This is a genomic window from Prevotella herbatica, assembly GCF_017347605.1.
Taxonomy (GTDB): domain Bacteria; phylum Bacteroidota; class Bacteroidia; order Bacteroidales; family Bacteroidaceae; genus Prevotella; species Prevotella herbatica.
The window spans coordinates 151545-167735 of record NZ_AP024484.1 but is presented as its reverse complement, the minus strand read 5'-3'; the positions used below and the strand labels follow the sequence as shown (position 1 = coordinate 167735).

At 37.4% G+C, this 16191-nt stretch carries 11 protein-coding genes; 10 read left to right on the top strand and 1 reads right to left on the bottom strand.

Annotated features, from left to right (window positions below):
- Positions 1–16 precede the first annotated feature (16 nt).
- From metA to prwr041_RS00640, 5 genes are all read left to right on the top strand, one after another.
- Positions 17–934 (top strand): homoserine O-acetyltransferase MetA, encoded by a 918-nt coding sequence (gene metA, locus prwr041_RS00660; protein ID WP_207154429.1) that lies wholly within the window; start codon positions 17–19, stop codon positions 932–934.
- 31 nt (positions 935–965) lie between these two features.
- Positions 966–2831, top strand: coding sequence for a peptidase U32 family protein (locus tag prwr041_RS00655; RefSeq protein ID WP_207154428.1), 1866 nt, complete (start codon positions 966–968; stop codon positions 2829–2831).
- Entirely contained in the window at positions 2815–3834 is a 1020-nt protein-coding gene (locus prwr041_RS00650) for a zinc ribbon domain-containing protein (protein ID WP_207154427.1), read from the top strand. Before prwr041_RS00655 ends, prwr041_RS00650 begins: the two co-directional genes overlap by 17 nt.
- A 123-nt stretch (positions 3835–3957) precedes the next feature.
- Positions 3958–6291: a TonB-dependent receptor gene (locus prwr041_RS00645; RefSeq protein ID WP_394370825.1), complete on the top strand. Its 2334-nt coding sequence runs from the start codon at positions 3958–3960 to the stop codon at positions 6289–6291.
- 274 nt (positions 6292–6565) lie between these two features.
- Positions 6566–7882, top strand: coding sequence for a DUF1593 domain-containing protein (locus prwr041_RS00640; protein WP_237072267.1), 1317 nt, complete (start codon positions 6566–6568; stop codon positions 7880–7882).
- A 313-nt stretch (positions 7883–8195) separates the two neighbouring features.
- Here the strand turns inward: prwr041_RS00640 and prwr041_RS00635 are convergent, their stop codons facing one another.
- Positions 8196–8390 carry a hypothetical protein gene (locus prwr041_RS00635; RefSeq protein ID WP_207154425.1) on the bottom strand — a complete coding sequence of 65 codons (195 nt, stop codon included), beginning with the start codon at positions 8388–8390 and terminating at the stop codon, positions 8196–8198.
- A 1243-nt stretch (positions 8391–9633) separates the two neighbouring features.
- On the opposite strand from prwr041_RS00635, the gene prwr041_RS00630 reads away from it, so the two are divergent.
- The 5 genes from prwr041_RS00630 to prwr041_RS00610 all read left to right on the top strand — a co-directional run bounded on the left by prwr041_RS00630 (position 9634) and on the right by prwr041_RS00610 (position 16060).
- Entirely contained in the window at positions 9634–11130 is a 1497-nt protein-coding gene (locus prwr041_RS00630; RefSeq protein ID WP_207154424.1) for a xylulokinase, read from the top strand.
- 42 nt (positions 11131–11172) lie between these two features.
- Entirely contained in the window at positions 11173–12495 is a 1323-nt protein-coding gene (gene xylA, locus prwr041_RS00625; RefSeq protein ID WP_207155538.1) for a xylose isomerase, read from the top strand.
- 133 nt (positions 12496–12628) lie between these two features.
- Positions 12629–13702: a mannose-1-phosphate guanylyltransferase gene (locus prwr041_RS00620; RefSeq protein ID WP_207154423.1), complete on the top strand. Its 1074-nt coding sequence runs from the start codon at positions 12629–12631 to the stop codon at positions 13700–13702.
- 49 nt (positions 13703–13751) lie between these two features.
- Positions 13752–14846: a GDP-mannose 4,6-dehydratase gene (gene gmd / locus prwr041_RS00615; protein ID WP_207154422.1), complete on the top strand. Its 1095-nt coding sequence runs from the start codon at positions 13752–13754 to the stop codon at positions 14844–14846.
- Between the two features lie 5 nt (positions 14847–14851).
- Positions 14852–16060: a GDP-L-fucose synthase family protein gene (locus prwr041_RS00610; protein WP_207154421.1), complete on the top strand. Its 1209-nt coding sequence runs from the start codon at positions 14852–14854 to the stop codon at positions 16058–16060.
- Positions 16061–16191: the final 131 nt, after the last annotated feature.

Genomic DNA, 16191 nt, shown 5'->3' with positions numbered 1-16191 from the left:
AGTGAAAGGATAAACTATGCCGTTAAGATTGCCGGATAAATTACCAGCTATTGAAATACTTAAGAAAGAAAATATATTTGTAATGGACGAAACAAGGGCTCATAGTCAGGAAATTCGTCCGTTGAGAATCGTTGTATTAAATCTTATGCCCTTGAAGATAACCACAGAAACAGATTTGGTACGCTTGCTTTCAAACACGCCTTTACAGGTTGAAATATATTTTATGAAACTGAAAAGTCATACTCCAAAGAACACACCTATTGAGCACATGATGATGTTTTATAAGGATTTTGATGAACTTAAAAGGCATAAGTTTGACGGAATGATAATCACAGGTGCTCCGATAGAGACAATGAATTATGAAGATGTTCAATATTGGCCCGAGATAACAAATATTTTTGATTGGGCGCGTACGCATGTCACTAGTACAATGTATCTTTGTTGGGGTGCAATGGCTGCACTTTATCATTTCTACGACATACCAAAATATTCATTAGCAAAGAAAATGTTTGGAATCTTTGGACAATATCCTTTAGAACCAACATTGCCAATATTCCGTGGCTTTGACGATTTATTCAATATGCCACAGAGTCGTCACACTGAAGTTCATCGTAACGATATTGAGAAGATTGATGATTTAAAGATAATCGCTGAATCTCCTGATAGTGGTGTTAGTATGGTCATGGCACGTGGTGGCAGAGAATTCTTCATCACTGGACATCTTGAATATGCTCCTGATACTCTTGATAAAGAGTATAAGCGAGATCTTGGCACAAGGGATGATGTAGAATTACCTTTTAATTATTACAGAGATAACAATCCTGACAATGATCCTCTTGTTACTTGGCGTGCGCATGCTAACCTTTTATATAGCAATTGGATTAACTACTATGTATATCAGGAGACTCCATATAATATTGATGATATTCGTTAATCAGTAACTGTAAATTAAGAAATTAGATATAATGCGTTCACTTGAATTATTAGCTCCGGCAAAGAATATTGAATGTGGAATGGCTGCAATCAGTCATGGTGCTGATGCTGTGTACATAGGAGCATCACGTTTTAGCGCACGTGCCGCTGCTGGAAATTCTGTTGAAGACATAAAAACGTTGTGCGACTATGCTCATAAGTTTGGTGCAAAAGTGTATGTAACTGTAAATACGATTATATATGATAACGAAATTGATGACACACGCAAGCTTCTTTTACAGTTAAACGAAATCGGAGTTGATGCTTTGCTTGTTCAGGATATGGGTGTTTTGAAACTTGTTGAAGAACTGAAAGAAAAAGATGGCTTTAGCATAGAACTTCATGCTTCTACACAGACAGATAATCGCAGTTCTGATAAAGTTGAATATCTTCGTGAACTAGGTTTCAAGCGTGCAGTACTTGCACGTGAATTGTCTGCTGAAGAAATCGCCGCAATACATCAGAATGTTCCAAACATTGAATTGGAAGTATTTGTTCATGGTGCCCTTTGTGTTAGTTATTCAGGCGTATGTTATGCTTCTCAATATTGTTTTAATCGTAGTGCCAATAGAGGAGAGTGTGCCCAATTCTGTCGCATGAAATTTGATCTTGTAGATTCAGAAGACCATGAGATAGAACATCAGCGTCACTTGTTGTCATTGCGAGATATGTGCCAGATTGATAATTTGGAACTGCTAGCTGAAAGTGGAGCTTGTTCTTTCAAGATAGAAGGTAGACTGAAGGATGTTGATTATGTTAAGAATGTTGTAACAGCTTATAGTTTGCAGCTCGATAAAATCATCAAGAAGCATCCTGCTGTTTATCGTCGTGCCTCTTTCGGACATGTTGAATATACATTTGAGCCTAATCTTAAAAAGACATTCAATAGAGGTTTTACAACCTATTTCCTTAATGGTCGCCAACCTGATATCGCTAGTTTCGATACGCCTAAGGCTATGGGTGAGTACGTTGGTAAGGTGAAAGAAATAAGTTCTAATTCATTTAATGTTGCTGGCACAGCCATGTTTGCAAATGGTGATGGATTGTGCTTTATCAATAGCGAACACGAATTAGAAGGCTTTCGTGTTAATAAAGCTGTTGGCAATAGATTATTCCCATTCAAGATGCCTGAGCATTTAAAACCAGGAACAGTTCTTTATCGTAACAATGATGTAGCTTTTAACAAGCTGTTGACTGGTGATACTGCAGAGAGAAAGATAGCTATTAAAATGTTTTTTGAGGCTATTGATGGAGGCTTTTCTTTAAAGATATTCAATGATGAATTGAACTTCTCAGCAACATCAACGATCGTGTTTGAACATCAGATAGCAAATAAGCCACAACATGATAATATTGTAAGACAACTTGGTAAATTGGGAAATACAGTTTATCATTGTTCTGATATAATCATTGCTGCAGGTGCTGATCAGTATTTCATTCCATCAAGTCTTTTGTCTGATTTGCGTCGTGATGCTATCGAAAAACTTGCAGAAATAGGAGTTGTCACAACAAATGTTGAACATCACTCTTTGCCTGAAAGTTCAATTAAAGAAAATACATTCCCAAAAGAGTATGGCAAACATCCATACCTATATAATATATCAAATGAATTTGCACGTGATTTTTATGAGAATAAGGGATTGATTAAATATCAACCAGCCTACGAGCTTTCACCGGTAAAGCAACCTCTCATCATGCAGTGCAGGCATTGTCTACGTTATACTTTTGGATATTGTGTGAAACGTGGTGGACAAAAGCCTCTATGGAGCGAACCTTTATATCTTCGCCTATATGATGGTAGAAAGTTCAGATTGGAATTTAATTGTGTTGAATGTCAGATGAATGTCTATGCTGAATAAAAAGATTAACAATAATAATTTTTGGTTGGTGAGCTTGCTGGTCACAGTTCTCCTGCTGTTTTCTTCTTGTTATCATCACAAGCCTGTAACTCATGGCGCTATGGTAATATATAGTGCAAAGCAGAAAGATTCTTTGTCTTTTGAAAGTAATCATTACTATACCAAGAATTATAATTTTATTGTTAAATCTGATTCTCTAGCCCTTATTAGGCAGCAGCCAGAGGAAGTTTCAGCATATCTGCCTACAGACACAATATATTTGCACAAGCACGATCATCTAGTTGTTGCTGATATAAGAATTATACCTACAGATTCAATTGATTCTGTATGGGTACAGGTAGCACGTGACCAGTCTACATTCGGTTGGCAACGTGAGTCAATATTATTACCAAAAGTGGTTCCCGACGATCCCATCTCACAATTCATTTCAACATTCTCAGATGCCCACTTGTTGATATTCCTTGTTGTATTGGCATTGATATCATTCAGTTATATGATTCGTACTATTATGCGTAAAAACGCCAAGATAGTACATTTCCGGGATATAGATTCCTTTTATCCAACTCTCTTGGCTATCATCGTTGCATGTTCTGCTACTTTTTATGCCAGTATTCAGAATTTTGTCCCAGATGTCTGGCGTCATTTTTATTTTCACCCTACATTGAATCCATATTCAGTAGCTCCTTTGTTGTCTATATTCTTGGTCTCAGTATGGGCTATTCTTATTGTTGCAATAGCGGCCGTTGACGACACACTTCATAAACTACCATTCTCAGAAGCAGTGCTTTATCTTGGTGGTTTGGCAGGGGTATGTGCTGTAAATTATATATTGTTTAGTATCACAACCTTATATTATATAGGATATATATTCTTAGTAGCTTATGTCTTTTTTGCATTATATAGATTCATTTCTACTAATCGTACAACGTATATATGTGGAAATTGCGGAGCATCTATGCGTCATAAAGGGCATTGTCCTGTTTGTGGTGCCGAAAATTCATAATAAATAAGGATTTCATAATATTATTTAAATCACTAACTTTGCATCCGTAAATTATTATTACGGAATATGAATAAGAATGTATCTTTGGCAATTATTTTTGCCGCGGCTTCTCTTGGTAGTTCAATGGCAGGAACATTGCGCAATCCTTTTGCCAATATCAGTCTTCTTGACTCTTCACGTGTCCATGACTTGGATGAGGTTGTTGTTATCAGTCAGCCGAAAGAATTTCAAAGACTTCGTCAGCAATCTTTAAGCAGTAGTGTATTTTCAAGTAAGGAAATATATAGCTTAGGCGTTCGCGATATTCGCGAGTTGTCTGTATTTGTTCCTTCTTTTGCTATGCCAAATTATGGCTCGCGCATCACTTCTTCTATGTATATGCGTGGTATTGGTAGTAGAGTAAATAGTCCGGCAGTTGGATTCTATCTTGACGGGATGCCACTTATAAGCAAGAGTGCATTTAATTTCCATACCTATCAGCTTGATCGTGTAGATGTATTGCGTGGTCCACAGGGAACACTTGGACAGAATACTGAAGGTGGACTTGTTAGACTTTATACGAAGAATCCTCTTAATTATCAGGGTACAGACGTTAACCTTGGTATTGGCTCACGCTTTTATCGCAATGTTGAGTTTGCCAATTATTCAAAGTTCAGCGATAAGTTTGGTATGTCTTTGGCTGGTTTCTATAATGGACAAAATGGATTTTTCCGTAATACTTATTCTGGTGAACATGCAGATAAGTATGATGAAGCAGGTGGTCGTTTAAGATTAGTTGCTGAGCCAACCGACAGAATAAGTCTTAACTTTCTTGCTGATTATCAATATGTAAATCAGAATGGTTTCCCTTATGGAATGCTAGATGCTAAAACTGGTTCTACTGCGATGCCAAATACCAACAGGCAGTCTGGGTATCGTCGTAATATGTTGAATACCGCATTTACTGTTGGTTTCAAAGCTAATTATTTTGATTTTACAAGTACTACAAGTTATCAGTATCTTCGTGATAACATGCTTATGGATCAAGATTACCTTCCTCAAGATTATATGCACTTGGAACAGCGTCAGTTCCAGAATGCTATCACTCAGGAGTTTGCCCTTAAAGGTAACCATGCTGTAGGTGGTTTCTGGCATTGGGCTTTTGGCACATATTTCTCTTCACAGTGGTTGAAGACAGATTCTCCTGTATATTTTGACGATGATATGAATAAGATGTTGTCTAGTAGTATCACTGCTTATGCCTACAATGGCATGCTTCAGGCAATGGCTAAACGTATGGGAGAGCAGGCTGCTGCTGCGCTTATTCAGCGTATGGGTGGATGCAAAATCGATATGACGATGTCTACTGTTCCTGGATTGTTCCACACACCAACGACAAACTTAGCTTTTTATCATGAGTCTGCTTTTGATATAACAAAACGTCTTACTGCCACATTGGGTTTGCGCTATGATTATTCTCATGTTGCTATCGACTATGCTACAAGCGCATCTGTAAAGCTATCAGAGGATGTAATGGGACAGCATGTAGACGCACTTGTTTCTACATATCTTAATAATAAGAATCATAATGATTTCGACCAGTTATTGCCAAAGTTTGGTTTAAACTATCGCTTTAGCGATGATGGCAGCAACGTTTATGCTACTGTTAGCAAGGGATATCGTGCTGGTGGTTTCAATATGCAGATGTTCTCAGACGTGCTTCAGACAGAACTTTCTGCAAGTGCTCAGTCTGCACATGGAAACATGGTATTACAGCATGATGCTCAATATTATGATAATATATCAAAGACAATCTCATATAAGCCTGAGACAAGCTGGAACTATGAGGTTGGAACTCATATGAACTTATTTAATAATTCCATCCACTTTGATTTTTCAGCCTATTACATGCAGATTAGTAATCAACAACTTTCTGTTATGGCTGGAAATTACGGATTTGGTCGTATGATGACTAATGCTGGCAAGAGTTATAGCTGTGGTATTGAGGCTTGTCTTCGTGGTAATGCCTTCAATGATCATTTGACTTGGGGCGTAAGCTATGGTTTGACACATGCTGCTTTCAAGGATTATATTGATGGTGAAGGTGCTAAGGCGGTTGATTATTCTGGTAATCATGTTCCTTTTGTTCCAATGCATACTATTGGTGGGTACGCAGATTATCGTTTTGACATGTCGTGTGGTAAACTTAAAAGTATAACTCTTGGTGCTAATGTTAATGCTCAGGGTAAGACTTATTGGGATGAGGCAAATACTTATTCTCAAAAGTTATATGCTGTGTTAGGTGCTCATGCCGATGCAGACTTTGGAAAGGTGCTCATTAGTTTTTGGGGACGTAATTTGACAGACACAAAATATAATACCTTTGCTGTGCAGACAGCAGCTACAGGAGTAAACTATACTTTCGCCCAATTGGGAAATCCATTCCAATGTGGTGTTGATGTAAGATTGCATTTTTAAGAAATATATAACTGTTAGAGTAAACCGCCCAATGGATGATTCTGTTGGACGGTTTTTTATTTTCTTTACCTTATAGATTCTTTACAACAATCACATCTATTCATTTTTGCTATTCTGTTTTTATCTAAGTGTATTATAATGCACTATTGTTAATATTGGTAATTCTAGGTTAATGATAGCTTTTTATGGCATAAAGGCATAAACCATCTAAAAAAAATACTTTAAGTTTGTAATCATTATACAACCTGAATAGATAATACAATAGACTGATGCAATGAAAAAATATGGAATTATATTATTACTGTTATTAAGTAATCTATGCCTTTCTGCCCAAACGAGAATGATTGTCATGTCAGACATTGGTGGTTCAGACCCTGATGATACACAATCATTAGTGCATTTATTTGTTTCATTAGACCAAGTTGAGTTAGAGGGCTTTATCTCTCAACATGCTTGGGTGCCATACGGTCAGGGAGCAATCAAACTCATCAACAACATGATTAATAGTTACGAAGCTGTTTTGCCTAATTTAAAAGTGCATAGTGCCGCATATCCTTCTGCTGCATATCTTCGGTCTATCGTTAAGCAAGGACAGCCAGAAGCCGCAATGCATGGTGTTGGTACAGGTAAAGATAGTGAAGGCTCAGAATGGATTATTAAAATCATAGATAGAGACGACCCACGACCGGTATGGATATCAGCATGGTCAGGACTTAGTACTCTTGCACAAGCGCTTTGGAAAGTCAGTCATACAAGAACAAAGAATCAGGTTGATGAGTTTGTTCGCAAGATTCGAGTGTATGATGTTTTAGGACAAGACGATGCCGGAGCTTGGATCGTAAAGAATTTCCCTAATATTATTTATATTCGAAACAAGAAAATATATGGTTGGGCACCATCTGACAAGTGGACAAATGATAATGTTCAAAATGTAGGTTTATTAGGCACTCTTTATCCAAATAGAATTTGGGCAATAGAAGGAGACTCTCCGTCATTTATGTATTGTTTAAATAACGGGTTGAATGTTCCTGAACATCCAGAATATGGAGGGTGGGGAGGAAGATTTGCTACAGTACGTATAGCAAACATACCAGGAATGGATTGGGTAAAGAAAAATGGCCTCGATGAAACACAATATGCTCCTTACTACATGATACCTTCTGCTTCCGAAGGCGCAAATGCCATACTAAGATGGAAGGATGACATCTACAATGACTTTGCTGCTAGGATGCAGTGGACTGTATGCTCCAACTTTAAGGATGCTAATCATCATCCTGTTGTAGTAATGGGTAATAATAAAGGGAAAGAAATCCTAGAGTTGAAAGTAAACGCAGGGCAAATAGTTGTGCTAAATGCTGCGAAATCTTATGATCCCGATCATAACAAGTTGACCTATGATTGGACCTATTATAAAGAGCCTTCCACATATAATGGGAACATAGTGTTAAACACTTCCATGCACAATGTGTGTAACGTCATTGTTCCAAAGGATGCTGCTAACCATACCATACATATTATTCTTAGAGTGGTTGACAATGGTGTCCCATCGTTGACATCTTACAAGCGAATCATATTGAACGTTTTACCATAATGAGTTGTATTTCCTGTATTATAATATTTCATTAGTCTCCCATAAATATATAATTACGATAGAAATGTGTGTGTGATATAAATTGATACTTATGTCTATTTAAAATGATTTGCTTTTAGTGTAACGTATAAAAAATAATGTTTAAAACCTGGATTTCTATGGGACGATTTGATTTCAATACGTTTAGGGGAGTCTTACCTGCGTTTTTAGTGTTTTTTAGCTACGAAGCTACGGCAACTCTTACAAAGCCTGTAAACATTGGGGATAGTTTGACGTAGCTTGCAGGATTTAACTACGTTAAGCTACGTTCTAGCTACGTCAACTGGTGTGGTTTTAAGTATGGAATGTATTCTGTTAGTGAATTTGTCAAAGAACCGTTGTCTGCATCTGAGGAACTTAGGATGTGTGCATAAGTACAGTAAACGAGAACAGAATTTTCAAGCTTGTCTAAATGTTCTGCTGAATTCCACTGAATTCTCGGCAAAGATACTACAAAATTTTTGTCCATACAATCAAATTTAGGTTAGCCTGTTAGCCAAAGTTTTAATTACTGGGTGCTACACATCGTAATACACGTGCGTGCGTATACACGCACAGTCTGGGTTTTTCAGAAAAATAAGTGTCGAAGTGTCTATCCATTGAGCATCAATTTATTAGGACCCTTTTGGGATCGAATAAAGTGTCGGTTGTTCGTCGGTAAAATACGGGGGAAACTTTTCATCGTATTGCATTGTACTTTATGAAGTAATTTGATGCTTTCTTTGATGTTTTGCAGTGCGTTTCTTCGCAAATTGCAGTGCGTTTTACGAAGAAATAGGAGCTAAAACATCGTAGAAAAGTTTGCGTTTCTATATAGAAAGAGTTACGTTTCTATATAGAAACGCAGACAAAACTTGAAATTAGACCGTCAATTTACCGTCACTTTTATTTGTCAAATTCGTCGATAAAATATTGATATTCATTATGTTAACACTTCGACACTTATATTTTTCAAAACCCTAGGTGCGCGCGTACCTGCACGTACATTATATAAGCAGAAATGGATGACGTAGCTAAGACGTAGCTCATCGAAGCTAAATAGCCTTAGCTATGTATTGTCAAAGCCTCTGTATATGGGCTTTGCCAGAGTTTCCGTAGCTCCGTAGCTAAAAAACACTAAAAACGCAGGTAAGACTCCCCTAAACGTACTGAATTCAAATCGTCACTTAGAAATCCAGGCTTTAAACATTTATTTTTAATATGTTACACTAAAAGCAAATCATTTTAAATGGACACTAGTGTAAAATTATATTTAAAAATTAAATAGTTACTGATACCACTTTAAAATGTTAATGATTATACATATTTAAATCTGTTCATTTGAAAATATAATATAACTAATTGATTTTTAATTAAATACAGACTAGCTTGGCGTTTTTGTCTGGACAGTAATAATAAACTGTTTTGTCATGTTTCTGTTTTTTGATTAAGTAGTACTCTAAAATAGAATAATGATTTATCTTAAATTATTTGTTAACTTTGTGCACTGCGAAAGATGAAAAATAACGATTGTATAAGTAAAGCCTATTTTGATAATCCTTGTTCATATTAGTGATGCAAATTTGAATTTCATGAAGCCTTAGACATTATATTAACATCACTAAAAGTGACTGATAACAAAAAAATAAAATATTTATTGTTTTAATGTGGGGGAATTTGATTTCTATTCGTTTTATATATATACATGATATAACTATTGAAATTTTAATAACATGAATAAAAGATATTTATTAGGCTTTGATGTAGGTAGTAGCTCTGTTAAAGCATCTCTTGTAGATGTTGAAACAGGTGAAATATCTGCGACTGCTTTTTACCCAGAAAAAGAAGCACCTATTATCGCTGTAAAAGCTGGATGGGCTGAGCAGGATCCGCAAATGTGGTGGGACAATGCTAAATTATCCCTTAAAAAGATAATGTCAGAGACCAATGCTAAAGGCGAGGATATTCTTGCTATTGGTATTTCTTACCAGATGCATGGTCTTGTATGTGTTGATAAAAACAAAGAAGTGTTGCGCCCAAGTATTATTTGGTGTGACTCTCGTGCTGTTCCTTATGGTGAACGTGCTTTCAAAGAGCTTGGTGCAGAAAAATGTCTTGGTCATTTGCTGAACTCTCCAGGTAATTTTACCGCTGCTAAATTAGCATGGGTTAAAGATAATGAACCTGAATTGTTTGCAAAGATAGACAAGATAATGTTACCTGGTGACTATATAGCCATGAAGTTGTGTGGTGATATTTGTACTACAATAAGTGGCTTGTCAGAAGGAATGATGTGGGACTTCAAAGCTAAGAAGCCTGCTAAGTTCTTACTTGATTACTATGGCTTTGACGAGAGTATGCTTGCTGATATTGTACCAACATTCTCTGTTCAGGGAGAAGTTTCACTTGAAGCTGCTAAGGAACTTGGACTCAAAGAGGGTACACCTATCAGTTATCGTGCTGGTGACCAGCCAAATAATGCTGTCAGCCTAAATGTATTTAATCCAGGTGAAATCGCAAGTACTGCAGGAACTTCTGGTGTCGTATATGGTGTGCTAGGTGATGTAAACTATGATCCAAAAAGTCGTGTTAATACGTTCGCACATGCCAATTATACAACAGAACTTGATCGCCTTGGTGTATTGCTTTGTATCAATGGTACAGGTATATTGAATGCTTGGGTTAAAAGAAATATCACTCCTAATATTGGTTATAACGAAATGAATGACCTAGCGTTGACAGCCCCTATTGGTAGCGATGGCGTTAAGATTATACCATTTGGAAACGGTGCAGAGAGAGTGCTTGAAAATAAAGAGATAGGATGTTCTGTTCATGGATTAAGTTTCAATAAACATAATCAGTCTCATATTGTTCGTGCTGCACAAGAAGGTATTGTGTTCAGTTTCTGTTATGGTATGGAGGTTATGCAGCACATGGGAATGAATATTAACAAGATTCATGCAGGCAAGGCAAACATGTTCCTTAGCCCTATGTTTAGAGATACACTTGCTGGAGTCAGTGGTGCTACTATCGAGCTATATGATACTGATGGCAGTGTTGGTGCAGCTAAAGGTGCTGGTATGGGTGCTGGTATATATAAAGATAATGTTGAGGCTTTTTCAACATTGAAGAAGCTTGCTGTTATCGAGCCTGATGAAACAAAACGTGATGCATATCTTAATGCTTATGCAGAATGGAAGGAAGAATTGGTTGCATCTATAAATAAATGATAAACCTAATATAAATTTAATTTAAAGACCTAAATATTTAAAATTATGGCAAAAGAGTATTTTCCACAAATTGGTAAGATTCCTTTTGAAGGAACAAAAAGTAAAAACCCTATGGCATTTCACTATTATGATCCAGAGAAGATTGTAATGGGTAAGAAAATGAAGGATTGGTTGAAGTTTGCTATGGCTTGGTGGCATACACTAGGTGGAGCAAGTGGTGATCAGTTTGGTGGCCAGACTCGTTCTTATGAATGGGATAAAGCTGCTGACGCTGTACAGCGTGCTAAAGATAAGGCAGATGCTGGTTTCGAGATTATGGACAAGTTGGGTATCAACTATTTCTGCTTCCATGATGTTGATTTGGTAGACGAAGGCGAGGATATTAAAGAGTATGAGGCTCGCATGGTAGCTGTAACAGATTACCTGAAAGAGAAGCTTGCTCAAAATCCTGACAAGCATCTACTTTGGGGTACTGCAAACGTTTTCAGTAACAAGCGTTACATGAACGGTGCTTCTACAAACCCTGATTTTGATGTTGTTGCACGTGCTATCGTACAGATAAAGAATGCCATGGATGCAACTATCAAGTTGGGTGGTACAAATTATGTATTCTGGGGTGGTCGTGAAGGTTATATGAGTCTTCTTAACACAGATCAGAAGCGTGAGAAAAATCATATGGCACAGATGCTTACTGCAGCTCGTGACTACGCTCGTTCTAAAGGATTTAAAGGTACATTCCTTATTGAGCCAAAGCCAATGGAGCCAACAAAGCATCAGTATGATGTAGATACAGAGACTGTTATTGGTTTCTTGAAAGCTCACAATCTTGACAAGGACTTCAAGGTAAATATCGAAGTAAACCATGCAACTCTTGCTGGCCATACTTTTGAGCATGAACTTGCAGTTGCTGTTGACAATGGTATGCTCGGTTCTATCGATGCTAACCGTGGTGATGCTCAGAACGGATGGGATACAGACCAGTTCCCAATAGACAATTATGAGTTGACACAGGCTATGTTGGAGATTATCCGTAATGGTGGTCTTGGCAATGGTGGTACAAACTTCGATGCTAAACTTCGTCGTAACTCAACTGATCAAGAGGATATCTTTATTGCTCACATCAGTGGCATGGATGCTATGGCTCGTGCTTTGGAGAATGCAGCAGCAATCTTGGAGGAGAGCGAACTTCCTAAGATGAAGAAGAATCGTTATGCTAGTTTTGATAATGGTATTGGCAAAGACTTCGAAGATGGTAAACTCACTCTTGAGCAGGTTTACGAATATGGTAAGAAGGTTGAAGAGCCAAAGCAGACTTCTGGCAAACAGGAACTCTATGAAACAATTGTTGCTTTGTATGCTAAATAATTGATTATATACCGAGATGTTAAGGTTTCAACTCGGTTTATTATAGGAAAGGGCAGATTTTATCTGCCCTTTCTTTGTATATAGGAAAAAAATGTTTAACTTTGAAGCATCTTTAAAAAACTATAATATAGATATGGCAGATAATAATAACCATTTAGTTATAATGGCTGGTGGAGTTGGGAGTAGATTCTGGCCTATGAGCACTCAGGAATGCCCCAAGCAATTTATTGATGTTCTTGGAGTAGGCAAGTCGTTGCTTCAGCTAACAATGGATCGTTTCAAAGATATTTGTGCTCCAGAAAATGTATGGATTGTTACTAACAAGAAATATTTAGATAAATGCCACGAGCAACTGCCTGAGGTTCCATTAAAAAATATCCTTCTTGAACCATGTCGCAGAAATACTGCCCCATGTATAGCTTATGTTAGTTGGAAGATAAAGTCTGTAGATCCTAAAGCTAATATTGTTGTCAGCCCAAGTGATCATATTGTTACAGATACAGCAGAGTTTGCGCGAGTAGTGAAGTCTTGCATGAAATTTACAGGCGAGACCGATTCTATTGTTACCCTTGGTATGAAACCTAGCAGACCAGAGACAGGGTATGGCTATATACAAGCAGATCTGTCTGTACATTCTTCTCGCAACAAAGAGATTTTTCGCGTTGATTCTTTCCGTGAAAAACCAGATTTGAATACGGCAGAACTGTATATTCGTAAGAATAATTATTTTTGGAATGCTGGTATTTTCATCTGGAATGTCAGCACAATTGTGAATGCTTTCAGAGTTTATCAGCCTTCAATGGCTAAGTTGTTTGAAAGCATGCTTAGCATTTATGGTACTCCACAAGAGCAGGAAGTGATAGATAAGTATTATTGTGAGTGCGATAATATTTCTGTAGACTATGCCATAATGGAAAAAGCTGAAGAAATTTTTGTTTGTCCGGCTAATTTTGGATGGAGTGATCTTGGAACATGGGGAAGTCTGCTTATGCAAAATCGTAAGGACCTTTATGGAAATAGTGTTATTGGTGACAATGTGTCTTTGTTTGATACCCATAATACTATTGTTCATGCGCTGAAAGAGAAAAAAGTGGTCATTCAGGGACTGGATGGATATATTGTGGCAGAAGATGATGGCAAGTTGTTGATTTGCAAACTTAGCGAGGAACAACGTATCAAGCAGTTTGCCGAAGATCAGGAGAAATAAACAATTAAACTTTATTTATAATAAAGGCGTAAAAGAATATAAATAATTCATGGAAAAGAAAGTTGCTTTAATTACCGGTATTACTGGACAAGATGGTTCTTATCTTGCAGAATTTTTGCTTGATAAGGGTTATGATGTACATGGTACAATTCGTCGTTCATCAGTAGATTACCGCGAACGTATCGCACATTTGGAGGGGAAACAAAATTTCCATCTTCATTATGCTGACCTTGGTGATTCAATGAGTATGTTGGGGGTTATTGGAAAAGTTAACCCAACAGAAATATATAATCTTGCTGCACAGAGTCATGTTCAGGTAAGTTTTGACTCTCCTGAATTCACTGCTGATGTTGATGCAGTTGGTGTATTGCGTGTTTTGGAGGCTGTGCGCCAGTTGGGCATGACAGATACATGTAGAATTTATCAGGCATCTACGTCTGAGTTGTATGGAAAGGTTGAAGAAGTTCCTCAGAATGAGAACACACCATTCCATCCATATAGCCCTTATGCTGTAGCTAAGCAATATGGCTTCTGGATTGTAAGAGAATATCGTGAGGCTTATAACATGTTTTGCTGCTCAGGTATATTGTTTAATCATGAGAGTGAGCGCAGAGGAGAAACTTTCGTAACGAGAAAGATAACTCTTGCCGTTGCTCGAATTAAGCAGGGTAAGCAGGAAAAATTATTCCTTGGTAACTTGAGTTCACTTCGTGACTGGGGATACGCAAAGGATTATGTAGAATGTATGTGGCTTATTCTTCAGCACAAGAAGCCAGAGGACTTTGTTATTGCTACAGGTGTTCAGCATAGTGTGCGTGAATTCTGCTATCATGCTTTCAAGCGTGTTGGTATAGAACTTGAATTCAAAGGCGAAGGAATGGATGAGAAGGGAATTGATAAGGCTACTGGAAAAGTAGTTATCGAGGTTAGCCCAGACTTTTATCGTCCAACTGATGTTGTCAATCTTTGGGGTGACCCAACAAAGGCTAAGGCAGAACTTGGCTGGAATCCAAGTAGAACAAGTTTTGAGGAACTTGTAAATATCATGGTAGACAGTGATATGGCAAAGATCGCTTCTGATGGAGCTGCAGAACGTGTGAGAACTAATTTGGCAGAATATCTTGAGAAAGGTATTGTGAAATAATAATTATGTTAGATAAGAATAGTAAGATATATGTTGCCGGTCATCATGGACTTGTAGGATCGGCAATTTGGAATAACCTTAAATCAAGAGGTTATAATAATCTGATTGGTCGTGGTCATCATGAACTTGACCTGACCGATCAGTATGCTGTAAAGAAATTCTTTGATGAAGAGCGCCCAGATGCTGTGGTCCTTGCGGCAGCATTTGTTGGTGGAATCATTGCCAACTCTCTTTATCGTGCAGATTTCATTATGCAGAACATGAAGATTCAGTGTAATGTAATAAGCAATGCATATTCACATGGAGTGAAGAAACTGTTGTTTTTGGGTAGTACTTGCATATATCCTAAAAATGCTCCGCAGCCAATGAAGGAAGAAGCTTTGCTTACTTCTCCGTTAGAATATACTAATGAAGAGTATGCAATAGCAAAGATTGCCGGACTTAAAATGTGTGAGAGTTATAACTTGCAGTATGGTACAAACTATATTGCTGTTATGCCTACCAACCTTTATGGTCCTAATGACAATTTCCATTTGGAGAATAGTCATGTCATGCCAGCTATGATGCGTAAGATTTACTTGGCTAAGCTTATTCATGACAATAACTGGGATGAGATTCGTGTGGATATGGACAAGCGTCCTATAAATCCAACCGACAAGTTATGCGCAATAATAGGAGAAGGTAATGTTGACGGAAAGAACGAGAAAGAACGCATTCTTAAGGCTCTTGCTTTTTATGGTATAGAAGACAATAAGGTCACTCTTTGGGGTGATGGAAGTCCGCTTCGTGAATTTTTGTGGAGTGAGGATATGGCTGATGCCAGCGTTCACGTGTTGTTAAATGTTGACTTCAAAGATATAATTGGTATTGAGAAATATTCAAGTGTATTCTATGGTGCAAAGATCAATGGTGCTGTAGATAGAAACAACAGTGAAGGTCGTGGTGGAGCATTGCCTAAGTTAGGTGAAATTCGTAACTGTCATATCAATGTTGGTACAGGTAAGGAACTAACCATAAAGGAACTAGCAAACATTGTTGTAAGGACTGTCGGTTTTGAAGGCGATGTTATCTGGGATGACAGCAAGCCAAATGGTACTCCGCGTAAGTTGATAGATGTTGATAAACTTCATCGTCTCGGTTGGACTCATAAAGTTGAGATTGAAGATGGTGTAGAACGTCTTTATGAATGGTATAGAGATTCATTGAAGAAGTAATCAATTTAAAACATACGATGTTCGTTTTTACGTTCATTATCTATTAAAGAGGCTATTAACTGCCTCTTTTTTTTTGTTCTTATTCTTTTTATTTGATAGCTTTCAATTCCGCTATTTATGTTTGCGGAAGT